This window comes from uncultured Aquitalea sp. (assembly GCF_945957525.1).
Classification (GTDB): domain Bacteria; phylum Pseudomonadota; class Gammaproteobacteria; order Burkholderiales; family Chromobacteriaceae; genus Aquitalea.
In genome coordinates this window covers 47994-72483 of record NZ_CAMFLA010000011.1, presented here as the reverse complement: position 1 = coordinate 72483, position 24490 = coordinate 47994, and the positions used below count along the sequence as shown (strand labels likewise).

At 61.3% G+C, this 24490-nt stretch carries 19 protein-coding genes; 10 read left to right on the top strand and 9 right to left on the bottom strand.

From position 1 onward, the window contains the following. Window positions 1-153: 153 nt before the first annotated feature. The 4 genes from Q0P52_RS12055 to Q0P52_RS12040 form a co-directional block, all read right to left on the bottom strand. The gene (locus tag Q0P52_RS12055; protein WP_293762656.1) at window positions 154-981 is read right to left on the bottom strand and encodes a hypothetical protein; all 828 of its coding nucleotides are present in this window, start codon (window positions 979-981) and stop codon (window positions 154-156) included. A gap of 304 nt (window positions 982-1285) precedes the next feature. Beyond that, window positions 1286-1909 (bottom strand): M15 family metallopeptidase, encoded by a 624-nt coding sequence (locus Q0P52_RS12050; protein WP_293762654.1) that lies wholly within the window; start codon window positions 1907-1909, stop codon window positions 1286-1288. Beyond that, window positions 1906-2853 (bottom strand): LD-carboxypeptidase, encoded by a 948-nt coding sequence (locus Q0P52_RS12045; RefSeq protein ID WP_293762652.1) that lies wholly within the window; start codon window positions 2851-2853, stop codon window positions 1906-1908. The genes Q0P52_RS12050 and Q0P52_RS12045 overlap by 4 nt, the downstream gene beginning before the upstream one ends. Before the next feature lie 220 nt (window positions 2854-3073). Then, window positions 3074-4324, bottom strand: a complete 1251-nt coding sequence (locus tag Q0P52_RS12040; RefSeq protein ID WP_293762650.1) for a D-amino acid dehydrogenase — start codon at window positions 4322-4324, stop codon at window positions 3074-3076. A 278-nt stretch (window positions 4325-4602) separates the two neighbouring features. Between Q0P52_RS12040 and Q0P52_RS12035 the strand changes: the two genes are divergently transcribed. Then, complete coding sequence (locus Q0P52_RS12035) at window positions 4603-6183, top strand: ABC transporter substrate-binding protein (RefSeq protein WP_293762648.1); 1581 nt, start codon at window positions 4603-4605, stop codon at window positions 6181-6183. A 15-nt stretch (window positions 6184-6198) separates the two neighbouring features. Then, entirely contained in the window at window positions 6199-7110 is a 912-nt protein-coding gene (locus Q0P52_RS12030; RefSeq protein WP_293762646.1) for a LysR family transcriptional regulator, read from the top strand. 39 nt (window positions 7111-7149) lie between these two features. Here the strand turns inward: Q0P52_RS12030 and Q0P52_RS12025 are convergent, their stop codons facing one another. Further along, window positions 7150-9423 carry a S8 family serine peptidase gene (locus Q0P52_RS12025; protein WP_293762644.1) on the bottom strand — a complete coding sequence of 758 codons (2274 nt, stop codon included), beginning with the start codon at window positions 9421-9423 and terminating at the stop codon, window positions 7150-7152. 422 nt (window positions 9424-9845) lie between these two features. Here Q0P52_RS12025 and Q0P52_RS12020 point away from each other — a divergent pair, with 422 nt between their 5' ends. Then, the gene (locus Q0P52_RS12020) at window positions 9846-10061 is read left to right on the top strand and encodes a hypothetical protein (protein ID WP_293762642.1); all 216 of its coding nucleotides are present in this window, start codon (window positions 9846-9848) and stop codon (window positions 10059-10061) included. Window positions 10062-10646: 585 nt separating this feature from the next. Next, the gene (locus tag Q0P52_RS12015; RefSeq protein WP_293762640.1) at window positions 10647-12041 is read left to right on the top strand and encodes an amino acid permease; all 1395 of its coding nucleotides are present in this window, start codon (window positions 10647-10649) and stop codon (window positions 12039-12041) included. 109 nt (window positions 12042-12150) lie between these two features. On the opposite strand, the gene Q0P52_RS12010 is transcribed toward Q0P52_RS12015, so the two are convergent. Both Q0P52_RS12010 and Q0P52_RS12005 read right to left on the bottom strand, forming a co-directional pair. Beyond that, window positions 12151-13788 (bottom strand): methyl-accepting chemotaxis protein, encoded by a 1638-nt coding sequence (locus Q0P52_RS12010; RefSeq protein ID WP_293813718.1) that lies wholly within the window; start codon window positions 13786-13788, stop codon window positions 12151-12153. A gap of 107 nt (window positions 13789-13895) precedes the next feature. Continuing rightward, complete coding sequence (locus tag Q0P52_RS12005; protein ID WP_293762636.1) at window positions 13896-14573, bottom strand: GntR family transcriptional regulator; 678 nt, start codon at window positions 14571-14573, stop codon at window positions 13896-13898. Window positions 14574-15289: 716 nt separating this feature from the next. Between Q0P52_RS12005 and Q0P52_RS12000 the strand changes: the two genes are divergently transcribed. Genes Q0P52_RS12000 through Q0P52_RS11990 form a run of 3 tightly spaced genes read left to right on the top strand, consistent with a single transcriptional unit; the run spans window position 15290 to window position 18388 of the window. Further along, the gene (locus Q0P52_RS12000; protein WP_293762634.1) at window positions 15290-16030 is read left to right on the top strand and encodes an SDR family oxidoreductase; all 741 of its coding nucleotides are present in this window, start codon (window positions 15290-15292) and stop codon (window positions 16028-16030) included. After that, window positions 16023-17063 (top strand): phosphotransferase, encoded by a 1041-nt coding sequence (locus Q0P52_RS11995; protein WP_293762632.1) that lies wholly within the window; start codon window positions 16023-16025, stop codon window positions 17061-17063. Before Q0P52_RS12000 ends, Q0P52_RS11995 begins: the two co-directional genes overlap by 8 nt. Continuing rightward, window positions 17060-18388 carry an aminotransferase class III-fold pyridoxal phosphate-dependent enzyme gene (locus Q0P52_RS11990; RefSeq protein WP_293762630.1) on the top strand — a complete coding sequence of 443 codons (1329 nt, stop codon included), beginning with the start codon at window positions 17060-17062 and terminating at the stop codon, window positions 18386-18388. The genes Q0P52_RS11995 and Q0P52_RS11990 overlap by 4 nt, the downstream gene beginning before the upstream one ends. 204 nt (window positions 18389-18592) lie before the next feature. On the opposite strand, the gene Q0P52_RS11985 is transcribed toward Q0P52_RS11990, so the two are convergent. Further along, the gene (locus Q0P52_RS11985; protein ID WP_293762628.1) at window positions 18593-19966 is read right to left on the bottom strand and encodes an aspartate aminotransferase family protein; all 1374 of its coding nucleotides are present in this window, start codon (window positions 19964-19966) and stop codon (window positions 18593-18595) included. A 121-nt stretch (window positions 19967-20087) separates the two neighbouring features. Beyond that, on the bottom strand, window positions 20088-21020 hold the full coding sequence (locus Q0P52_RS11980; protein WP_293762626.1) for a LysR family transcriptional regulator: 933 nt from the start codon (window positions 21018-21020) through the stop codon (window positions 20088-20090). A 134-nt stretch (window positions 21021-21154) separates the two neighbouring features. Here Q0P52_RS11980 and Q0P52_RS11975 point away from each other — a divergent pair, with 134 nt between their 5' ends. From Q0P52_RS11975 to Q0P52_RS11965, 3 genes are read left to right on the top strand one after another with little or no spacing between them, the layout of a single operon-like run. Then, window positions 21155-22555, top strand: coding sequence for an FAD-dependent oxidoreductase (locus tag Q0P52_RS11975; RefSeq protein ID WP_293762624.1), 1401 nt, complete (start codon window positions 21155-21157; stop codon window positions 22553-22555). Between the two features lie 32 nt (window positions 22556-22587). Continuing rightward, the gene (locus tag Q0P52_RS11970) at window positions 22588-22944 is read left to right on the top strand and encodes a cupin domain-containing protein (protein WP_293762622.1); all 357 of its coding nucleotides are present in this window, start codon (window positions 22588-22590) and stop codon (window positions 22942-22944) included. 23 nt (window positions 22945-22967) lie between these two features. Beyond that, window positions 22968-24449 (top strand): aldehyde dehydrogenase family protein, encoded by a 1482-nt coding sequence (locus Q0P52_RS11965; RefSeq protein ID WP_293762620.1) that lies wholly within the window; start codon window positions 22968-22970, stop codon window positions 24447-24449. Window positions 24450-24490 lie beyond the last annotated feature (41 nt).

Below are 24490 nucleotides of genomic sequence, written 5' to 3'. Positions count from 1 at the left end.
ACGGGGTGCTTTTTTTATTACCAAGGCGACATGTAAGTATTTGTACTGATGACGAGGCTTTATTTGAAAGCTATAAATTGAAAACGAAGCCTTGCTTCGTACCTATCCCCGCTATACGTTCCGTCCCGGCCAGTTTCTGGCCGGGCGATTTTTTTATAGCAGCAGTTCCGCGCTGTCTTCCGTCAATGTGGGCGCCTTGCCCACGCTGACATCCATCGACAGCATCACGCACAGTTTCACTGCGCGGATCACCGCCAGATTGACCTCATCGCGTCCCACTGCCAGCGCGCCTTCCTGTTGCTGGCGCGTGTGAATCAGCGCATCGCGCCGCCGTTGCAGGGTGTCCAGCACCGGATCTTCCAGAAAAGCCAGCAGCAAGGCTTCTTCGGGGAACAGCAACTTGCTCCATAGTCGCAGGCGGTCGATGCCGCGAATATTGTTTTCTTCCAGCAGGATGGTGCCCAGCTTTTCGTGCACCGAGAACTGATGGCGCTGCATCACTTCGCTGCGGAACAGTTTGTTGCGGTGTATGGGTTTGAGCTTGTCCAGCGCATCCAGCAGATAGAGGGGGTAGCGGTTGCAACTTTGCTCGATGAAGTCGCGCATCAGTGCTTCGATGATGTCCCAGGCCAGTGCCGCCGCAAGGCCGTTGAGGCGTTCGAACACCACGTGACCGTGCTGCCGTTCGATGAAATCGAACACCCGGTGCAGCTCGTACTCCATGTGGGAGAGTCCGTCTTCCGAACGGGCGAATTCGGCGAAAGCCGCAGGGCCCATCTCGGCGTCCAAGCGCGCGGCCTGGCTGGAGTAAACCATGTCGAAAGGCATGCACAGCATGGCTTTGACCGAGAAAATGCGCTCCACCGCTCCCTGGCAGAGACGGCGCAAAGGCTCATCGCGGCATTGGCCGACGATGTTGTGGATCTTGGCCTGCAGCTGGGCGAAAGATGCCGCGCTGCTATAGGTAATGATGTCTCTCATCTAGTGGTCCGGGTTGACGCACGCCCCGCCAGGGTTTTTGAATTTGTTTAAATTGTTTTTCAGATTTGCAGCATTGAAACGCTGTTTGCCGAAGCGCGTCAAGCCGGCTGGCATTGATGGGGGATGGGGTGACGCAAAAAAGCCCGGGCTGGCCGGGCGGGGTTGACGGCGGCGCGACTCCGCTATCCTGTCTGGGCCGCTGACAAAAAACCGACCCCGCGTGGCGTCTTCTTGTTCTGATGCGTGCATTGCCCGGGTCGGCGCGCCTTGGCTCGGGGTTGATGCGGGGTTTTGACGGTCGCGCTTATTCCACCAGCGCCAGATGCTGGCGGATCCAGTGTTTGTCTGCGGCGTCGAAGTGCCACCATTCGGCAGGTATGCCGTGAAATCCCGCGCCGTACAGGCAGTCGCGCAACAGCTGGCGGTTGGCCAGCTGCGCTTGGCTCAGGCGGCCTTCGGCCAACATGGTGGGCTCGTGCGCGGGGTGGGCCAGCAAGGTGAAGTCGTCGAAGGGGGTGCCCATGTCCACTTCATTGCCGTCTTCATCATCCAGCGTAATGTCTATGGCCATGCCGAAACTGTGAATGGAGCCCTTGTCCGGGTCCGCCACGTAGATTTCCTCCGGCGTGCCCGCCACCTTGGCCCACAGCACGCGCTGCACGCGGCCCGGTCGCAAGGCGTCCAGTACGCGGAAACGCCAATCGGGCTTACGCGCGGCCAGCAGGGCGACGGCTTTTTGCAATTGGGCGGCGGCTTGCTGATGCAGATAGGCGCCGTCAAAGCGGCCGTAAAGATCATGACCGATGAAGTTGTTGTCGCTGGCGTAGCGCAGATCAAGATGCAGGCCGGGAATTTCGCGCAGCGACAGGTATTCCGGATGCGCCAGCATGTCTTCCAGCGCGATGATGTGGGGTACGGCAGCAGTCATGCGGGGGTTCTTTCAGCAAAAATATCCTGCAGCAAGGTGAGACGGCCGGCGTCGGCGTCCAGTTCCACGGCAACCCCCAGCGGCAAGGGCATGTTGGGGAAGCAGTGTCCGCTGCGCCAGCCGGCCAGCACCGGTACGCCCAGCGGCAACAGATAGTGTTGCCACAGCGGCGCCAGCGCTTGCGCATCCACGCCTTGCGGCAGGGCAAAGTCGCCCAAGATGACACCGGCGACGCGCCCAAGCAGACCGCACTGTTTCAGCTGGTTCAGCATGCGGTCGATGCGGTATGGTTCTTCCCCCACGTCTTCCAGAAACAGGACGGCGCCATCGCCGCGCAGGGCCCAGGGCGTGCCTGCCAGTGCGGCGACGAGCGCCAGATTGCCGCCCAGCAGGGGGCCGCGCGCCTTGCCGCCTCGCAGCGTTTGCAAGGGGAAGCCTGTAGCCGTGGGGACGTCCGCGCCGGCGGCCAGCTTGCCGGCTAGCAGCTTGAACAGCGCATGTTCATGCTGCTGGTCGCCATTGACGGCCAGGTCGGAGGCCAGCATCGGGCCATGAAAAGTAGGCAGGCCAGCCTGATTGAAGGCAATGTGTAGCGCGGTGATGTCGCTGTAACCGACAAAGGGTTTGGGATGGCGGGCAATCAGCGACAGGTCAAGGTTAGGCAGCAGCCGGGGGGTGCCATAGCCGCCGCGCAAGCAGAACACGGCGTCGAAGCGCGCTTCGGCAAACGCCATGTGCAGGTCGGCCAGCCGCTGCTCATCCGGCCCGGACAGATAGTCTTGCCGCTGAAACACGCCGGGCAGCAACTCGCCGCCCATGCCGCGGGCAGTCAGCCAGGCGAGCACCGCGTCGCGGCGTTCGGGCAGGGCGGGGCCGGCGGGAGCGATGATGGCAATGTGCGCGCCAGGCCCAAGGGCATTGGGGAGTGGGGTGATAGGTGTCATGTGCGTGTGATTGTTTCTGTGTCTGTATGTGCGGACCAGCCGCTGCCGCTGCAAAGTGGCGCTTCAGTGTTTCCCATTGTGCATTATCGGGTCAAGAAGACTGACTTAGCGCGGTTAACAAAAGCCCTGATACTGCGTTGATCTTTCTTGTTGCACTTCATGCACCGTATGCGCCGGCGCAGCTTGGTACAGAGTCTCTGCGAGGTGTTGTCAGCGGCGCTTAGCCGGGCTGGAAGAGGCCGCGCAAGGATGCCGGCTCTTGTTCGCCTGCAATGCGGCGCGCCAGCAAGTCGGCACTGCCCGCCGCCAGCGTGAAGCCAAGCGCGCCGTGGCCGGTGTTGTACCAGGCATTGTCGTACCGCCCCTTGCCGATCAGCGGCAGACCGTCCGGGGTGGCGGGGCGCAGTCCTGCCCATGGCCGGGCGTGCGGCAGCTTGCCGGCCATGGGCATGTCGGCGGCAATGCGGCGCGTCAGGCTTTGCAGGCGTTGTGGGTCCAGGCTGTCATCCATGCCCGTCAGGTCGGCCAGCGCCGCCACGCGCAGTCGTCCGTTGATGGGCGCATAGAGAATCTTGTGGTCGGCGTCGGTGATGCTGACGGTAGGCGGCTGGGCACCGGCGGGCATGTCGAGGCTGTAGCCTTTGAGTGGGTAAAGGTTTAACCGGTCGCCCAGCAGGCGGGCCAGAGCAGGGCTGTGGCAGCCGGCGGCAATCACCACATGGTTGCAAGCAATGGCGTCGCCGTGGTCGAGTTGTACGCTGTCGATGCGGCCCTGATGTTGGCCGAAGCCGGTAGCTTGTGTCCGGTACCGCAATCTGACGTTGGGCAGCGTCAGCAGGCGCGCTTCCAGCTTTTGGCAGAACTGCAGACAGTCGGCGACTTCTTCTGCTGCTGTGAATATTCCGCCCGCCAGGCGGTAGGCCACCGCTGCCAGCGCGGGTTCCAGCGCCAGGCAGGCAGCCCCGTCCAGTGCTTGTTGTTCCGCACCCAGGCGGGCCAGCGCAGTCATGCCGCGCCGGGCCGCGGCAAAGCCCGCGGCGCTGCGAAACACCACCAGCTTGCCGTTGCATTGGCGGGCGTAGTCGGCATGAGGCAGGGCGGCGAAATCCCGCATTTGCAGGCGGCTGTGCATGGCCAGCTGCCATAGTTTGAGCAGATTGCGCTGGTGGGTGGCGGTGTTGCAGGCCAGCAGAAAACGCCATAGCCAGCGCCATTGCGCCAGGTCGGCTGCGGGTTGCCAGCGCATGGGCGCGTCAGACTGCAACAGCCAGCCCAGTGCCTTGAGCGGCATGCCGGCATCGGCCAAGGGGGCAATGTAGTGGTAGCTGAGTTGCCCGCCATTGGCGTGGCTGGCGCCGCTGGCGGCTTGCTCGCCGCCATCTATCAGCGTGATCTGATGGCCGTCTTCGGCCAGTCTCCACGCAGTGGTGAGGCCGATGACGCCTGCGCCGATGATGCAGATATGGGGCATGACAGTCCTTTCTGGAAGCAAGCTTAGTCAGCCGGCCCGCGGCTTGCCCAATGAAAAGAAGAGCTGTCTCCATAGCTGAAAGTTATGGTTTGGTGTTCAGGTGAGTGCTGCCTTGCTTTGATGCATAACCTGAAGTTATGGTTGATGCATGCATTTTCATTGGTGACGCGCATTGGCGTCGCTCTAGAATCAACCCACCCATTTTGGATGCTGTTCAGGAGGAGGCCGGCAGCCGCGTTCGGCAAACCTGAACCGCCTCTTGCGCCAGGAGAACAATAATGCGCTTTTGTAGCTTGCTGTTGGCCGGTCTGCTTGCCGGCTTCGCCTCCACCGCCGTTCAGGCCGGCCGTCCTTTGGTGTTTTGTGCGGAAACTGCGCCTGAGGGTTTCGATCCTGCTTTGTGGGACAGCGCGTCCACTTACAATGTTACCCGTCAGATTTTTCAGGGGCTGGTGAAATTCAAGCGCGGCGGCACGGAAATCATCCCTGTGCTGGCTACGTCCTGGGACATCTCGCCGGATGGCCTCGAATACGTTTTTCACCTGCGCAAGGGGGTGAAGTTCCAGACGACGGACTACTTCAAGCCCGGCCGCGATTTCAATGCCGATGACGTGGTGTTTACCATCAGCCGCTGGATCAACCCGGAGCATCCCTTCAACAAGGCTTTCAAGACACAGTTGCTGGGCCCCAATGATTATGGACTGTCGCAATCCGTCAGCGCCGTGACCCGGGTGGATCCGTATACGGTGAAAATACGCCTGAAGGAGCGCAACGCCACTTTCCTGTCATTCCTCGCCATGGGTTTTGCCGGCATGCAGTCCGCCGAGTACGCCGGCAAACTGTTGGCCGAAGGCCGCGCTGCGGATATCAATCAGTACCCGGTGGGCACCGGTCCGTACCAGTTCAAGGCTTACGTGAAGGATTCCGCGGTACGCTACAGCGCCAACCCGGTTTACTGGGGCAAGAAACAGAAAACGCAAAACCTGATTTTTGCCATCGTCACCGATCCGCAAGTGCGCATCCAGAAGCTCAAGGGGTATGAGTGCCAGTTGGCGGCGGCAGTGCGCGAGTCTGATCTTGACAGCATTGAGGCTGATAAAAGCCTGAAGGTGGCCAGCACCGGCGCCACCAATATTTCCTATCTCGCTTACAACTTGAAGCGCCCGCAGCTGGCTAAGCGCGATGTGCGCGTGGCGCTGGATATCGCCATTGATCGCGACGCGCTGTTCAAGGCGCTGTTCCCCAAGGGCGGGGCGACCCAGGCCATTAATCCCTTCCCGCCCAGCGTCTGGGGCTGGAACAGCAAGAACCGCAACGAATACAACCCCGCCAAGGCCCGGCAATTGTTGGCCAAAGCCGGCTATCCGGATGGCTTTGTCTTGAATCTGTGGGCTCTGCCGGTGCAGCGCCCCACCAACCCCAACGGCAAGCTGATGGCGCAGATGATCCAGCAGGACTGGGCCAAAATCGGCGTGAAAGCCAATATCCAGAGCTATGAATGGGGCGAGTACCTCAAACGCGCGGGGCAGGGCGAGCATGATGTATACATGAGCGGCTGGACCAGCGATTCCGGCGATCCGGACGATTTTCTCTGGGGTACTTTGTCCTGCAGCGTCAGCAAGGATGGACAGCGCTTCTGCAACAAGGAGTTTGACGACCTGCTGCAAAAGGCGCGGCAAACCACCGACAAGAAACAGCGCGCCACCTATTATTTGAAGGCCCAGGACATCTTCAAGCGCGAGCGCCCGTGGATCACCATGGCCCACTCTCGCATCTACATCCCGATGCGTAAGGAAGTGGAGGGTTTCGTCATGAACCCTAACGGTTCCTTTGAGTTTGAGGATGTCTATCTGCGCTAGCGCGCGGGCCTTGCCATGAAATTGCGACACATCGAAATCTTCAACGCCATCATGCAGGCCGGCAGCATCAGCGCAGCGGCGCAGAGCCTGCATGTCTCGCAACCGGCGGCCAGCAAAGCGTTGCAGCAGGCGGAGCGGCAACTGGGCTTCGCCCTGTTTGAGCGCCACAAAGGCAAGCTGTCGCCCACCCACGAGGCGCTGGCGCTGTTTGCCGATGTGGACGAGTTGAACCAGCGGCTGCAAGTGTTGCGCCGCAAAGCCGACATGTTGCGGCGCGGAGGGGCGGAGAGCTTGCGCGTTGCCGCCACGCCGGCGCTGGCCGGGGGCGTGCTGCCAGCGGCATTCAAAGCCTGGCGGAGCGATTTTCCAGCCGTCTTTTGCGAGCTTTCCACTCATCACACGCGCGAACTGGTGGAGGGCTTGTTGCTGGGTGAGCTGGATGTGGGTTTTGGCATGCGTCAGCCAGATCATCCCGGCATCGAGGCGCGTCCCTTGGCCGAAGGTTGTTTGCAGGTGTTGGCGCCGGCCGGCTATTGGGAGGCTTCTGTACAGCGCCAGCCGCTGGATATTGCCGAGCTGGATGGCGTGGCCATGCTGGGCTTGCCGGACGATGACCGCATGGGACGATTGTTTGCGCTTTCCTGCGAACAGGCCGGAGTGGCGCCGCAGATTCGCACTCGCGTGCAAACCTATCAGTTGGCCAGCCGTCTGACGGCGCTGGGCGAGGGCTTGGCGATCGCCGATCCTTTTACCGTGCAGGATCAGGGGGAGGGTGTCGCCGCGCGAGAACTGACGCCGGCGATACCGGTGACCGTGTACGCCTTGCTGGCGCGCCAGCATCCGCCTTCCGAGGCTGAGTCCGGGTTGATGCAAAGGTTGGCTGAAGAGGCACTGGGGCGTTTGCGGCCCCATGCGTTGGATATGTAACAAGGCCGCCGGAGGGCGGCCTTGTTACTGGGGTAATGCTCAGAAACGCGCCGACCAGCTAACGCCGGCATGCCACTGATTGTTGCCGCTGATATTGTCCGCATCCTTGTTGTATCCCATGGAAACCCCAAGGGCCTGCTGGTGCGGCAGCCGCGCTGCGTAGCCCAGTTGATAATCCCGCTCCTGGCCGGAAGGCGCTGCGCTGACCCACTCGGTATGCCAGCCCGGCAAGCCGGTGTCCGCATCCACTGTCGGCGAGACCACACCGATCCGGCCACTGCTTACCCGTAAGGGCTGCATGACGGAAAGCGTGAGCCTGTCGTCCGGGCGGAACAATTCCCGGTGTTGCAGGCTCACGCCCCAGGAGCGCGCGCCCAGCGCGCTGGTGCCCGCCAGCAAGCCCGCGCCGCTGGTGGCGTCGCTGCGTGCAAAGCCTGCCTCCAGCAGCAAGGTGTCACGTCCGCTCAACAGATAACTGGCGTTGAGATTGACGCCCACTGTGCGGGTGCTGTCCGACAAGGCCAACGGGGAGTCGGATGCGTAACTGCTGCCAAGCAGCCCGTGTTGCTGGTTGAGCAAGGAAACCGTCATGCCGGCGCTGAGCGCTGGGGTGAGTTTGCTGCTGAAGCCGACACTCATGTTGCGGCCGCTGCTCTCGGCGTACCCCGTGGTATCGGTTTGCAAGCCGGTGACGGACTGACTGCCGCTCCAGGAAATGGCCACGCGAGTATCGTCGCCCAGTTTCATGCCATAGCTGGCAAGGCCGCCGCCCTCGGCAAGGCTGCTCAGGCGCAACCGCGACAGCTCTTCCGCCTGCAAAGCGAGGTTTTCATCGGCGTACAGGGATTTGGCGAAAGCGTACTGTACCGGTACCCCATAGCCCAGCGCCAGGCTGCTGCCCTGGCGGTCCGTCATCATGGCGAAGCCGATTTTTGGGCTGCGACTGGGTGCGGCGCGCATCAGCGTCGGCGGCAAGCTGTCGTCCGCAGTATCCAATTGCAGCAAGGCAAGCTCGCCACCGTTTTGCAGCTTGATGACGGTCGGGCCGGTGTTGGGGTTTGAGGGCAGCGGGTTCAAGGTGGCCGGGCTGCTCTTGCTGAGGATGAGCCCCGACAGGTTGACGCTGAAATTGCGCTGGTAGCCGTCAAAAGCGGTGTAGTTGGCCAGCAGTTTCTGCACGGAGGACAAACTCCCCAGCGCTCCGCCGGTAATCATGCTGCCGGTCAGGCTGTAAACGCTGATGGACTTGCCATTGCTGCCGGTCACGTTGAGTCCGCCCACCGGCTGAAAGGCTGCGCCAAGATTGACAAGCCCATTGCCATAGGTGCTGTCCACGCCGGCGGCGCCCAGATCCTTGGCCGTGGCCAGCAGCAGATTGCCAGCGGTGCCCTGTGTTTGCAGCACCTTCCATGTGGACTCCAGCAGGGCAATGGAGCCGCTGACCACGGGTGCGGACATGGAGGTGCCGCTCCAGTAACCCCAGGCGTTGCTGCCATAGCTGACATAGGGAGCGAGGATGCCCTCTCCCGGGGCCATCACCCAGCGGCTGGCATAGCTGGTGCTGGCGCCTGTGGTGCTGATCAGCTTGCCGCCGCCCGGCGTATTGCTGAAGCTGGACAGGCCATTGCCGGCATTGACCGAACCCACCAGTATCAGATGGCTGATCGCGGCGGCGGTCAGTCCGTTGCTGTTGGCGTTGCCAAGCAAGGCCTGAGAGCTGTTGCCGCCGGCCCAGACAATAAACACGCCTTTGGATGCGGCGTAGTTCACCGCGTTGACCAGGTCGCCGCTGTTGCCGTAAGTCAGTGAGAGATTGATTACCGAAGCCCCGGCGTTGGCGGCCTTGATGATGCCGTTGGCCACATCGGTAGAGTAGCCGCTGCCGGCGGCGCTCAGTACTTTTTCCGCCACGAGGTTGGCATTGGGGGCCACGCTGATGACATTGCCGGCCTTGACGGCGTACATCCCCGTGTTGGTGGTGAACTGAGAGACGGCGTTGGCTGCGGCGATAGAGGCGACGGCGGTGCCGTGGCTATTGTCGTCGATATAGCCGTTGCCGCAAGGAAAGCTGACGGCGGCGCAGCTGCTGAGCGATGTGGAAATCTGGCCTTTGGCGAAAGCCGGGCTGGCGGGCTGAATACCAGTGTCCACCACACCGATGAGCACGCCTTTGCCCCAGTTGCTGGCGGAAAGAATACTGTCGTTCAGTCCGATTTGCGTCAGCCAGGGCGCGTAGGTGGCCGCCAGGGCCGGCGCTCCCAGCGACGCCATGGCGGCTGCGATGATGGTCTTGCTGAATTGGTTTCGCTTCATGTGGCCTCCCTGCCGCAATGCCGCCTTGTTTGATGGCTGGCTTTTGTCAGACAAAGTTTAGTTATGACCAGGGTTTCTTTCACATAAATTTGCAAGAAGACATGGGTTTTGCCGATTAAAAACTATCAGTGTTGGAATAGTGCAAATATTGACAATCATTCATTTCAAATAGCTGTCAGTAAGACGGAATAAGAGCGGCTAACAAAAATCAGTATCACGGCAGAGGCAAGGCGCGCCGACGCAGTCAGTACTTGAGTACGGCCAGGAGGCACAACGCAGCATCAGGAATTTTGTTGGCCGCTCTAAGCGACTGACGTTGCATTTCCCCTACGACGGGCAGTATTTGCCGCGGCCCGTCAAGGCATTGAAACGACAAGCCTGATATGCTGCTGGCACCCCATCGAACAACAAAGGAGCAAACCATGGCTGAACAAGAGCTCAAAACTACGCTGCATGTGCCGGCCGGCACGGTTGCCTATCTGCAGAAGAACAACACCAAGGTGTTGCTGGAGGAGGGGGAATACGTCATCGAGCGCGGCAACTCCTATTGCGACGGCAAGGTGTCCCGCATTTCGCACGAGGGGGAGGTGTACTACCTCACCAATGACGTGTTTGATGATTTGTATCTGAGCAAGTAAAACCCGCAAACAACACCGGAATTCCTGCGTTGCGCGCCCTGTCGCATTGGGTGACTTGACCGCGTCGGCGCGTCTTGGCTCAGAGGTGACGCGAGGTTTTATCTGTGCTCTTTAGTACTGCCATCAGCGGGGCGGCCAACAAACTGGCCGGCCCCGGTTTTGGAAAGCCCGGCGACAGCCGGGCTTTCTGTTTGGCGTCAAGGAATGTGGCTTACGATCATGACGGACGGGTGCTGGTTTTGCCTGATTGCGACAAGGCTTTATGAAATAAGCCGGCGTCAGGCCGCCTCAGGCCTTTTTTTGCTTTTGAAGTGCTTTCAATGAAAGCCATTTTCCTGGGTGTTGCCACGTAAATTGATAATGTGGTTCGGAAATCCGAATTTGATACACAATTACTGTTCGGCAATCCGAAAATAATCAAAAAGTGCCTGTTTTTAATGGATTTCCCCAGCTTGTTGCGAATTCAAATGCTGGTTAGCATTTGAATGTGAGCAAGATCAATATTCATGATCTTGCCGGTTGCCAGAATGATTTGGCGATAAAGTCATTCGCAGAGACATATCAAAACAAGTGGGAAATAGCATCGTGTCAGATAATCAAGTCGACAAGAAACTGCAGCGCGGGCTGGAGGCTCGGCACATCGAGCTGATCGCGCTGGGCGGCACTATTGGGGTGGGCCTGTTCATGGGCTCCGCCAGCACGCTCAAGTGGACCGGCCCCTCCGTCTTGCTGGCGTACTCCATCGCCGGCCTATTCATCTTCTTCATCATGCGCACCATGGGCGAGATGCTGTACACCGAACCGGTGGCCGGATCCTTCGCCTTTTACGCGTACAAGTACATCAGCCCCTATTGGGGCTACCTCACAGCCTGGGCCTACTGGTTCATGTGGATTGCCGTGGGCATTTCGGAAATCACGGCGGCGGGGGTGTATGTGCAGTACTGGTTCCCCGATTTGCCGCAATGGGTGCCTGCGCTGGCTTTCGTCGGCATTCTGGCGGCCTCCAACCTGCTGGCTGTGCGCCTGTACGGCGAGTTTGAGTTCTGGTTCGGCTTGATCAAGATTTCCACCATCGTGGTGATGATCCTGGTGGGACTGAAGCTGATCCTGGTGGGCGGCGGCGACATGCCCGCCATCGGCTTCGCCAATCTTGCGCAGCATGGCGGCTTCTTCGCCGGCGGCTGGAAGGGCTTCCTGTTTGCCCTCTGTCTGGTGGTGGCGGCCTATCAGGGCGTAGAGCTGGTGGGCATTACCGCCGGCGAGGCCAAGAATCCGCAAGTGACGCTTAAACGCGCGATCAACAACATCATCTGGCGCATCCTGATTTTCTATGTCGGCGCCATCTTTGTGATCGTGGCCATTTATCCGTGGAACCAGATTGGCAGCCACGGCAGCCCGTTTGTGCTGACATTCGCCAAAATCGGCATCAGCGCCGCTGCCGGGGTGATCAACTTCGTAGTGCTGACCGCTGCGCTGTCCGGGTGCAACAGCGGCATCTACAGCTGTGGTCGCATGCTGTACGCGCTGGCGCAAAACAAGCAGCTGCCGTCCTTCCTCGCGAAAGTATCCAAGGGCGGGGTGCCGGTGAACGCCATCTGGGTGACCATCGCCTGCATTTTCTTCGGCTCGGCGCTGAACTACATCATTCCCAATCCGGAGCGCGTTTTCGTCTATGTGTACAGCGCCAGCGTGTTGCCGGGCATGGTGCCTTGGTTCATCGTGTTGCTGTGTCAGGCGCGCTTCCGCATGGCGCACAGCGAGAAGATGGCCAGCCATCCATTCAAATCGGTGATGTTTCCCTTCACCAACTATCTGACCATTGCCTTCCTGGTGTGCGTGCTGTTCGGCATGGCCGTGAACCCGGATACCCGTGTGTCCCTGCTGGTGGGCAGCGCCTTGCTGTTGCTGGTATCCGCAGCCTACAAGATGTTCAATCTGGGCCGGCATCAGCAACTGGCCATGGCGGCGGAGCGGGAGTAAGACTGGGGTCTGGCAATGCCTGCGCTTTAGCGCAAGTGTTGCTGGCGGCGCGGGTTTGGTAACCGAAAAAAGGCGGACTGCGGTCCGCCTTTTTATTGGCTTTAACAGCTCAGAGATGGAAGCGGGCCGTGATTTCCTGCAAGTTGCCCGAAAGGGCGCTGAGTTGAGCGGAGGTGGTGGCCAGCTCCTCAACAGTGGCACTGTTTTCTTCGGCCATCTGCGACACCTTTTCCATATTCATCGCCAAGCTCTGGCTGGCGATGCGTTGCTCTCCCAGAGAGTCGGTGATGTTGGCCACCGCACTGACAATGGCATGCGTGCTGTGACTGATGCGCTCAATGGTTTGGGAGGCAAGCTCGGTGCTGCTGCTGACACTGTCCACACTGCTCAGGCTGCGTTCCATACTGCCCACTACTTTGCCAACGCCTTGCTGGATGGCATTGATCATTTGGGTGATTTCCAGCGCCGAGGCCGTGGTGCGCTCGGCCAGCTTTCGCACCTCATCCGCCACCACGGCAAAGCCTCTGCCCATTTCTCCCGCGCGGGCGGCTTCAATCGCGGCGTTGAGCGCCAACAGATTGGTCTGGTCGGCCACGTCGCGGATAACGGTGACGATGCTGCCGATGCGTTGCACCTCCTGACTCAGTTCGTTCATCTGATGTGCGGTGCCGCCCACCGAATGGCTGACCTCGCGAATCTGGGATACCGAGTGGATAACCTCCTTGCCGCCGTCGCGGGCCAGCGTGCCGGTATTTTTGGCTTGCTCGCTGGCTTCTGTGGAGTTGTCCGCCACATGATTGATGCTCACCGTGAGTTCTTCAATGGTGGCGGCGGCTTCGCTGGTGGCCTCTGCCTGTTGTTGTGCGCCATTGGCCACATGTTCGGCCATGCTGGACAGTTCTCGCGCCGAATCGGCGACATTGTGCGCGTTTTGCTGGATGGCTTGTACGATCTCTCGCAGACCGCTGCGCATTTCCTGAATGCTGCGGGCGATCTGCAAGGCTTCATCGCGGGAAGGGGGGATTGCATCGTCGCGGCCGGACAGGTCGCCACGGCGAATGTTTTCCACCAGTGCGGCGGACTTCTGCAGAGGCGTGGTGATCAGCCTGGCAATCAGCAATGCCGTGGCGACGGCCAGCAATAGAGCGATGACGGCGATGGTCATCATGCTGGTGACGGCATCGTGATAGGCAGTAGCGGCCGCTTCGTTGGCATGTCCCATCAGCTCCTCTTGGAAGTCGGAGAAGGATTTCAGGCTGGCCATGAAGGCATTGTTGGCGGGCGCGACGCGGTTTTTGATGACATCGGCCGCTTCGGCGGCTTTTTGCGCCTTGAGTAGCACACTCGCATCGCTTACTGCCGCGATGAAGGCGCCTCGTTTTTCTTTCAGTTCGGCAAACAGCGCCTTGCCCTTGGCGGTGGACAAGAGCGCTTCGATTTTGTCCATGTCGTCTTTTTGCCCGGCGCTCAAGCCGTCAACCTTGCTCAGAAAGTCGGCCGAAGTGGCCGGGAAAAGTGCTGCGCTGCGCAATTGACGACCTATGTCCAAGGACTTTTCGGTAATGCCGTGGGTCAGTTTTACCTTGGGGTAGCGGTCTTGCGTGATATCCAGCAGTTTTTCGTTGATGGTGCCCATGTTGTGCAGCGCTGCGGAAAGCAGCACCACCAGCAAGGCGATAATGACAGCGAAACCGCCAAGCAGTTTCTGCCGCACTGTCAGTTGTCCCAGCATATTGTCCCCCCCCATGATCTGTGCACCGATGAAATTCAGGTCAGTCACATTTCTGGGTGGGAGATAAAGTCGGCACTTGCAAGCAACTGTTCAAAAGAAGGAAGGTATGCCAGACGCCGGATTCATGAATCGAACAGGTTTTCGGCCTTTTGCAGTCTGTGCAGCATGGCCTGTCCGCCGCTGACAATATCCGCGCCGATGGCCGCTGCGGCCGCCGCGCCGTCTTGGCGACGGATGGCGTCTATCACTGGCGGGTGGTAGTCGATCATGTCGTCGCCGCCTTCGGCGTAGACGGCGGCAATCAGCGGGCCCATCTGCAGCCAGATGCGGTAGAGGATGCCGACAAGAAAGGGCATGTCGGCAATTTCCACCAGAGCAAAGTGAAAGCGCTGATTGAGGTCGCAGCCTAGGTCGATATCGCCAGCGGCCACCGCCGCCTGATTGCGCGTCACCAGCTCTTCCAGTCGGGCGATATCCGCCGGGCCCGCCTTGAGCGCGGCCATTTCAGCGGCCAGGCCTTCCAGTTTGACCCGGATGGCGCGGATTTCCAGGTAGCGCGCCAGCGTCATGTGCGGCACACGGATGTCGCGCGGGGAGCTCAGGATGAGCGCTTGCTCTTGTACCAGGCGCAGGATGGCGTCGCGCACCGGGGTGACGCTGGTGCCGAAGCGCTCGGCCAGATCGCGGATTTTCAGTCGGTCGCCGGGTTTGAGCCGGCCCTGGATGAGGGCGTGACAGATCAGCTGGTAGACAGAGTCGCCCAGCTTGTCATGTTCCAATGCGGCGGTTTCCTGTGTCATGGCGGTGTTCCGGTTGGCGCAAGCCTGGCGTTTGCGCACGGCGTGAGAAACAAGGGTTTGCAGCGGCTGACAAATATCAGTTTCACAGCCGAGGCAAGGTGCGCCGGCACAGGCCGTACCCGGGTATGTCCAGGAGACGCATGCAGCATCAGGGCTTTGTTGGCCGCGCTTGAATCTTGCGGGCAAGACTGGGCGGGTGCTTGGTCTACGCCGTTTTCGGGCATGAGCCGCGTTTGCGAGCAGCCTGTGATCAATCCGGTGGTTTGTGGTCGGAACGATACAAGCAGTCGATGCGTGTTTGCAATGCTCAAGATGCATTGTATATGATGCATCATAATTTGGGTGAGCAAGGCTTGTCGGCGGCCAGAGTTTTGGCGGCTGGGTGCTACCGCTTGTTTGTACCGAGTTGTCGACGACATGCGCTTGATGTCTTGTTGCCTGGTACGGCGCAGTCGGCCCGGGTTTTGCTCATCTCGCCCCGTCACGCAATGCAAACCGCTAACAATACCTCGCAGACACCCTGAGTCCAGACAGGCAGATGCAGCCGGCAACCGCAGCAGGACAGGGACGCGCAAGGGTTTGTGGCGGATTTGGAGCGGCTGACAAAATCGGTTTCACGGCTGAGGCCAAGCGTGCCGATGCAGGCAGTACTTGAGTACGACCAGTCGGCGCAACGCCGCATCAGGCATTTTGCCAGCCACTCTTAAGGAGCCGTCATGTCGCAGTCCACCCGCTTTATGTTGCTCACCGGTGCAAGCCGCGGCATTGGTCACGCTACCGTCAAGCTGTTTCAGGAGCAGGGCTGGCGCATGCTTACCGTGTCACGCCAGCCCTTTTCCGAGTTCTGCCTGTGGCCCTCCGCCAAAGAAAGTCATGTGCAGGCGGACCTGGCCGACCTTTCCACCTTGGATGCGCTGATTGCCGAGGTACGTTCACGTTTGCCGAACGGCGAGCTGCACGCCCTGGTAAACAATGCCGGGATTTCACCCAAGGGACCGGAGGGCGCGCGTCTTGGCGTGTTGGCAAGCGATGCCGACACCTGGACGCGGGTATTGAATGTCAATCTGATCTCCACCGCCCTGTTGGCGCGGGGCTTGTTTGCCGAACTCAAGAAAGGGCAGGGTTCCATCGTCAATGTGACCTCTATTGCCGGTTCGCGGGTGCACCCGTTTGCCGGCGTGGCCTATGCCGCCTCCAAGGCCGGGCTGGCCGCCTTGACGCGCGAGCTGGCGCATGAGCTGGGCCCGCACGGGATTCGCGCCAACGCCATCGCTCCGGGCGAAATCGATACTTCCATCCTGTCGCCCGGCACGGCGCAGATTGTAGAGCGCGATGTGCCGCTGCGACGGCTGGGCACGCCGGAAGAAGTGGCGCGCACCATTCATTTTCTCTGTACCGACGCTTCGTCCTATATCAACGGCGCGGAAATCCATATCAACGGGGGGCAGCATGTCTGAACAAGCCGGTAAGCTGTTTTCCACCGTGGCGGACGCCACGCCGTACGAGGTGGTGTCGGCCTTACTGGTCGAGCACTATGGCTTGGGCGGCGCGCTGAGCCGGCTCAATAGTGAGCGTGACGAAAACTTTCATCTGCAAGGTCTGGATGGCAAGCAGTACGTGGTGAAGCTGACGCATCCGGCCGAGCCGCGCGAAGTGACGGACTTTCAGACCCGGGCGCTGCTGCATGCGCAGGCGCAAGACCCGGGGCTGCCCATCCCCCATGTGCTGCCTCGCAAGGACGACGCGCCATGGGCGGCGGTACGCATGCCGGAGGGCGGCGAGCGGGTGTTGCGAGTGCTGAGTTATCTGGATGGCAAGCCCTTGCACCAAGTGGCGCGCACCCCTGCCCAGCGCCGCGACTTGGGCCGTACGCTGGCGCGACTGGACCGTGCCTTGTCGGGCTTCCGGCATCCGGCCGCGCATCATTATCTGCTGTGGGACATCCAGCACTGCGAACGACTGCGGGGGTTGGCCGAAGGGCAGGAGCCGCAGCTGCGGTGCTGGCTCGATCATTTTGAAGATGAGGTCAAACCCCGCCTGGCCGGTTTGCGGCGGCAGGTGATCCACAACGACCTCAATCCCTACAATGTATTGGTGAACGCCGAGGATGAAACCGGTACGGCAGGTCTGATCGATTTTGGCGACATGGTGCACGCGCCCCTGGTGGATGAGCTGGCGGTGGCTTGTTCCTATCAGCTGTCGGCCAGCGTCAACCCGCTGGATACCGCCGCCGACCTGATCGCCGCCTATCACGAGCTCAATGCCTTGCAGGAGGCGGAGGTGGACCTGCTGTACGACCTCATCCTCACCCGTCTTTACATGACGGTCACCATTACCGACTGGCGGGCTGCCCGACATCCGGAAAACCGCGTCTACATCCTGCGCAACAACGGCATCAGCCGCGATGGCTTCGCCCGGCTCAGCGCGCTGGGGCGCGAGGAAGCCACCACCTATCTGCGTCGCATCTGCGGCATGAAAGGACAAGCATGAGCAATAAGGACCAGCGCATGGTGAATGCCTTCGATCCCGCATCGGCAGCGGCATTGCCGGCACGGGAGCAGGCGCTGGTGCGGCGGCGGCAGCTGTCGCTGGGCGCGGCCTACCGGCTGTTTTACGAACGGCCTGTGCATGTAGCACGCGCCGAGGGCGTCTGGCTGTACGGCCCGGATGGGGAAGCCTATCTGGATGTGTACAACAACGTGGCCTCGGTCGGACACAGCCATCCGCGCGTGGTGGAGGCCATTGCCCGGCAAGCTTCCACCCTCAATACGCACACGCGCTATCTGAACGACATCGTGGTGGATTACGCCGAGCGCTTGCTGGGCACGCTGGGGCTGGACGACAGGCAGGCGGTGTTTACCTGCACGGGCAGCGAAGCCAACGATCTGGCGTTGCGACTGGCGTGGAACGTCAGCGGCGGGCGCGGCCTCATTGTCAGTCGCCACGCCTACCACGGCGTTACCGCCAGCGTGGCCGAGTGTTCGCCCGCTTTTGGCGAGGGGGTGCCGCTGGGGGCGCATGTGCGCACCGTACCGCCGCCGGACAGCTATCGCGAAGGCGAGCAGGCGGGGCCGCGCTTCCTGCGCGATGTGGAAGCCGCCATCGCCGACCTCAAACGTCACGGCATGCAGCCGGCGGCTTTGCTGGTGGATACGCTGTTTACCAGCGACGGGGTGTATGCCGAACCGGCGGGCTGTCTTGCTCGCGCGGCGGAAATGGTTCGCGCGGCGGGCGGTTTGTTCATTGCGGATGAGGTGCAGGCGGGTTTTGCCCGCACCGGCAGCCATTTCTGGGGCTTCCAGCGGCATGGTGCAGCGCCGGACATCGTCACCATGGGCAAGCCGATGGGCAACGGCCATCCGGTGGCTGGCCTGGTAGCCCGGCGCGACATCCTCGAGGCATTCAGCCGCAAGGTGCGTTACTTCAATACGTTTGGCGGCAATCCGGTATCGTGCGCCGCCGGCATGGCGGTGCTGGACGTCATTCGCGACGAAAACCTGCAAACCAATGCCCACGCTACCGGTGCGCTGCTCAAGGCGGGCTTTGAACGTCTGTCTGAGAAGCATGCGCTGATTGGCGATGTGCGCGGCGCAGGTTTTTTCCTGGGCGTGGAGATGGTGACGGATCGCCGGCTGAAAACGCCCGCCTGGGTGGAAACTGCCCGCGTCGTGAACGGATTGCGCGAGCGGCGGGTGCTGATCAGCGCCACCGGCAGGGAGGGACACATCCTCAAGGTGCGGCCGCAACTGGTTTTCCAGTCAGAACATGTTCACTTGTTGCTGGATGCGCTGGATGAGGTGCTCAGCAGTTTGTGATGGCGGTCTTCGGCCAACCTTTTGCACTGGCAAGCCAAGCGTTTGCGCCTGCTTTGCTCCGCTGCGCCGTACCCCGGGCAGCGCCTGGCCTCTGCCGCGATACTGATTTGGGTTGGCGGTTCTTGGTGAGGGAAACGCGGTAAACAAAGCGCCGGGACGCATATCGCCCCGGCGCTTTGTCCTTGGGTGGCTGCAGGGCCACGCTCAGCCCAGTTCGGCAGCGGTTTTGTTCACGGCCTTCAGCGTCTTTTGCACCAGTTCGTCGATCTCGGCATGCGTAATGGTGAGCGCCGGCGCCATGATCATGCGCCCCCGGGTGGAGCGGATGATGATGCCTTCGTCAAAGCCGTGGGTACGGCAACGCCAGGCGACAGCGTCTTCGTCGTCCAGCAGACGGCGGCTGGTTTTGTCGGCGGTGAACTGGATGGCCGCCACTAGGCCCGCGCCTTGCACTTCGCCCACCAGCGGGTGGCGGTCGAAGGCTTCGCGCAGGCAACGCTGCAGATAAGGGCCGGTGTCGTTCTTGACGCGCTCCAGCATGCCCTCAGTCTGCATCAGGCGGATATTGGCCAAGGCCACGGCGGCGGCCACCGGATGGCCGGAGTAGGTCATGCCGTGGGCGAACACGCCGCCTTGCTCCACCAGCGTTTCGCCGATGCGGCGCGACAGCACCAGCCCGCCCATCGGGACGTAGCCGGAAGTCAGGCCCTTGGCGATGGAAAGGGTGTCCGGCTGGAAGTCGAAATGCTGATGGGCAAACCACTCCCCGGTACGGCCAAAACCGCCAATCACCTCATCGGCGCACAGCAGTACATCGTATTGGCGGCAAATGCGCTGAATTTCAGGCCAGTAGCTTTCCGGCGGGAAGATCATGCCCCCGGCGCCCTGAAAAGGCTCGGCGACGAAGGCGGCCACCTTGTCGGCGCCCAGTTCCAGAATCTTGCGCTCCAGCTCCAGTGCGCATTCGCGGCCAAACTCGGCCGGGCTCAGCGCGCCGCCATTGGCGTACCAGTAGGGCTCGCCGATATGGACCACGCCGGGGATGGGCAGGTCGCCCATCTCGTGCATGAATTTGAAACCGCCCAGCGAGGCGCTGCCCACCGAGGAGCCGTGGTAGCCGTTGATGCGGGCGATGAAGGTTTTTTTCTGCGGCTTGCCGGCCACATCCCAGTAACGGCGCACGGTGCGGATCAGCGCCTCGTTGGCTTCAGAGCCGGAGTTGGTGTAAATCACGTGGCTGAAATGATCCGGCAGCAGCTCGAACAGCTGGTCGGACAATTCCAGCACCGCCTTGTGGGTGGTATGGAAGAACAGGTTGTAGTAGCTCAGTTCCTGCAACTGGCGCGTGGCCGCATCCACCAGCTCCTGACGGCCATAGCCGACATTGGTGCACCACAGGCCGGACATGCCGTCCAGATAGCGCTTGCCCTCGCTGTCCCACAATTCCAGCCCCTTACCTTTCACCATCACGATGGGTTTTTCACGGTTCAACGCGGCCTGGTCGAGAAAAGCGTTGATGTGATGGGCGGCGTCGATGGCCTGATAGTCGGCCGTGCTGCGGCGGGCGTAGAGCGTCATGGCGTTTTCCTTGCAAAGGGTGGCGTCGCGGCCAAAAGTTAAGTCTTGCAAGCATGCTAGGACGAGCGACGGGGCGACAGAATCGCGCGGCAGGGGTAGGCGACGCCCTTCGGCTAACCCCTTACGGTGAGGCGGGCGCGTTTTCCGCCACGTTCAGCTCCGCCAGAAAACAGTCCAGCACCATATTGGTACGCCGGCCCTTGCGCACCACCACGCTCAGCGGCGTGCTGTAGCGGTAGCTTTGCGGACGGATGGGGCGCATCAGGCCGCGAGCCACCCAGCTGGCGGCGTAGTGGTCGGGCAGAAAACCGATGTAGTGCCCGGTAAGAATGAGAAAGGCGATGCCTTCGCGGTCCGAGGCGCGAGCCGTGCAGTGCAGTTGGTTCAACCAGCGATGTGCCTCGTCGGTAATGCGGTAGTTGGGGAAGATGGCGCTGGCGGCGGCGATGGCCTCATCGGTCAGCGCCGCTTCGTCCTGCGTAAAAAAGGCATGTTCGTTGCTGCAGTAGAGCGAGGATTGCTCTTCGTACAGTCGCAGGTAATCGAGCCCGGGCAGGGGGTGGGTTTCCGGTATCACGCCCACTTGCAGCGTGCCGTCCAGCACGCCCAGTTCGATTTCGCTGGGTACCATCATGGCGATGTTGATGCACACGCCCGGCCCGCGAGCGCTGAGCGACTTCAGCGCGCGGGTGATGTGCATGTGCGACTGGGTCACCAGATTATTGATGATGCCGATATTCAGATCGCCGCGCAGTTGCCGGTGCAACTGATTTACCTCGTCACGAAATTCCTCCATGGCCGACAGTAGGATTTTGGCGGCACGCAGCACTTCTCGCCCCTCGTCGGTGAGGGCGAAGCCAGCGCGTCCGCGCCGGCATAGGCACACGCCCAGCCGCTTTTCCAGGTCGCCCATATGCAGGCTGATGGCGGAGCGGCTGATGCCCAGCACGCTCTCGGCGGCGGAGAAGCTGCCGCACTCGGCCACGGTTTTGAAAATCCGCAGCAGACGAATGTCGAAATCGCTAACCTGTCCCAATGTGGCCGGCTTGTTCATTGCGTGAGTATTTTCAAATGTGAAGATTGGAAATATTGAATTTAACTTGCGCGATTGGCAAGTCATGCTCACGCGAAATTGTCGCCCGATGGCGATCAGCCTTTTTCCAACCACCCGAAAGCCGCACACATCTTATGGCTCAGACCATATTCGAACGCCAGGCGCCCAGCGCCGCCCTTATCCGTCAATCCCTGGCCGGCAGTAAAGCCATGCCCTTCTGGCTCGACGACGTCGACCGGGGGCCTGAGCACCCGCCGATAGCCGGGCGCGAAACGGCCGGGCTGGCGATTGTCGGCGGCGGCTTTCTGGGTTTGTGGTCGGCGGTGATGGCCAAGGAGCGCCAGCCCGAGCGCGATGTGGTGCTGCTGGAAGCGGGCCGCGTCGGGCAGGCGGCCTCGGGCCGCAATGGTGGTTTCTGCGAAGCCAGCCTCACGCATGGCGAAGAGAACGGCATGCGCCGTTGGGCCGAAGAGTTTGAACTGCTGGAGCAGTTGGGCCTGGAAAACCTCAATGAAATCGAAGCCACGCTGACGCGCTACGGTATCGACTGCGATTTTGAACGCACCGGCGTGCTGGTGGTAGCGGTGGAGCCCTATCAAACCGCCGGCCTCGCCGGCGAAGGCTACCTTGGCCAGAACGAGGTGCGCAAAGAAGTGAATTCCCCCACTTTTCTGGCCGGCAACTGGGATAAGCACGGCACGGCCATGGTGCATCCGGGCAAGTTGGTGGCGGGCCTGGCCCGCGTGGCACGACAACTGGGCGTGCGCATCTTTGAAAACAGCCCGGCCAGCGGCATAGCCCGCGCCAACGGCAAGGTTCGTGTGCGCTGCGCCGGCGGCGAGGTGTTGGCCGAAAGGGTGATCCTGGCCACCAACGCCTTTCCGGCGCTGCTCAAGCGTTACCGCTGGCATACCATCCCGGTGTACGACTACGTGCTGATGACCGAGCCTTTGAGCGCGGCGCAGATGGAAGCCATCGGCTGGCGCAACCGGCAGGGCCTGGCCGACGTGGGCAACCAGTTTCACTACTATCGCCTGACGCGCGACAATCGCATCCTGTTTGGCGGCTACGACGCCATCTATCACCTGGGCGGCAAGATCAAGCCGGAGTACGAAGAGCGACAGGCCAGTTTCGAAACGCTGGCCAGCCACTTTTTCACCACCTTCCCGCAACTGGAAGGCCTGCGCTTCAGCCATCGCTGGGCCGGCGTCATCGACACCTCCTCGCGCTTCTGCGCCTTCTTCACCGACGCCATGGGCGGCAAGGTGGCATCCGCCGCCGGCTTTACCGGCCTTGGCGTGGGCGCGACCCGCTTTGCCGCCAATGTGCTGCTGGACAAGGTGGAAGGGCTGGATACGGTGCGCACCCGGCTGCGCATGGTACGGGAAAAGCCGCTGCCGTTCCCGCCGGAGCCGCTGACCTATGCCGCAGTGCAGTCCATGCGCTGGAGCCTGGATCAGGCCGATCACAATCAGGGTCGCCGCAATCTTTACCTCCGCGCCATGGATGCGCTGGGCTTGGGTTTCGATTCCTGACAGAACAACAACACGCTTCACGGAACACAAAGATGAGTACTGAGAACCTGCTGAACAATTATGCCGTCCTCGCCACCACCGCCGAGCTGGATTACCAACCGGTGCCCGCAGAGAAAACCATCCAGGGCCCGGCTCGCGTCGGCGTGGCGGAGTTGGCCGCGCTGGGTGACGTGGCGATCGGCGTGTGGGAAATGTCGCCCTCGGTGACCACCGATGTCGAGGTGGATGAGTGTTTTGTGGTGCTGGCTGGCGCCGGCACGGTGGCCTTTGACGACGGCACGCCTTCGCTGACGCTGGCACCGGGCGTGGTGGGCTTTCTCAAGGCCGGCACCGCCACCACTTGGTCGATCAGCCAGACCCTGCGCAAGATCTACATCGCCAAAGCCTGAACACACTGCACGGAGATAGAGGAATGGAGATCAAGAAGAACTACATCAACGGTCAGTGGCAAGCCGCGCACAGCGGCAAGACCCGCGACGTGATCAATCCCGCCAACGGCGAAGTCATCGGCAAGGTGACAGACAGCTCGGCGGAAGACACCCGTCAGGCCATCGCCGCCGCCAAGGCCGCTTTTTACGACAAGGGCGACTGGCGGCGCATGAGCGGCCCCAATCGGGCCGACATGCTGTATCGCATTGCCGATGCCATCAAGGCGCGGGTGGAAGAGCTGGCCTTGCTGGACTGTCTGGACAATGGCAAGCCGCTGCGCGAGGCGCGGGCCGATATCGAAGACGCGGCAGCCTGCTTCCGCTATTACGCCGGCCTGATCGGCAAGCCGCAGGGCGGTGTTTATGAAGTGCCGGACGGCTTCGGCCCCATGCACGCCTACAGCATGCACGAACCCGTTGGCGTCTGCGGCCTGATTACCCCGTGGAACTATCCCATGCTGATGGCTACCTGGAAGCTGGCCCCGGCGCTGGCGGCAGGCAACTGCGTGGTGTTCAAACCCAGCGAGCTGACGCCCTTGTCGTCTGTGGCGCTGTTCGAGATTTTCCATGAAATCGGCTTGCCCGCCGGCACGGCCAACCTGGTGCTGGGCACCGGGCCGGATGCTGGACAAACGCTGGCCGACAGCCACGACGTGGACATGATCACCTTCACCGGCAGCACGCGCACCGGCCAGATCATCGCCAGCGCCGCCGTGGGTAATCTCAAGCGGGTAGGGCTGGAGCTGGGCGGCAAGTCACCCAACATCATCTTTGCCGACGCCGACTTCGAAGGCGCGGTGGAGTGGGCCATGATCGGCGTGTTCTTCAATCAGGGTCAGGTGTGCTCCGCCGGTTCGCGCATCCTGATTGAGGAATCCCTGAAGGACCGTTTTGTCGCCAGGTTGGCCGAAAGGGCCAACGCCATGACCATCGGAAAGGGACTGGACGATCCGGATATCGGCCCCATCGTCTCGGCTGGCCAGCTGGACAAGATTCTCGGCCATATCGAATTGGCCAAGCAGCAGGGCGCGCGACTGGTGTGCGGCGGCGAGCGTTATACCGAAGGCAATTGCGCCAAGGGCTACTTCATCCGTCCTACCATTTTCGACAACTGCACCAGCGACATGGCGATCACCAGCGAGGAGGTATTCGGCCCGGTGGTGGCGGTGCAAACCTTCCGTACCGAGGAAGAGGCCATCCGCATGGCCAATGACACGCCTTACGGTTTGGCTGGCGGGGTGTTCACCAACGACGGCGCCCGCGCGCTGCGCGTGATGAAGGAGCTGCGCGCCGGCGTCACCTGGATCAACTGTTACAACCCCACATTCAACGAAGCGCCATGGGGTGGCTACAAGATGAGCGGTTACGGCCGCGATCTGGGCGTCAACGGCTTGCTGGAATATCAACAGGTGAAGCAGGTCAGCATCAATCTGCAACCCGGGCCGGTGGGCTGGTATACGCGCTGATTGTGTTGATGTGGCCGGCAAACAAAGGGGAGGGCGATGCC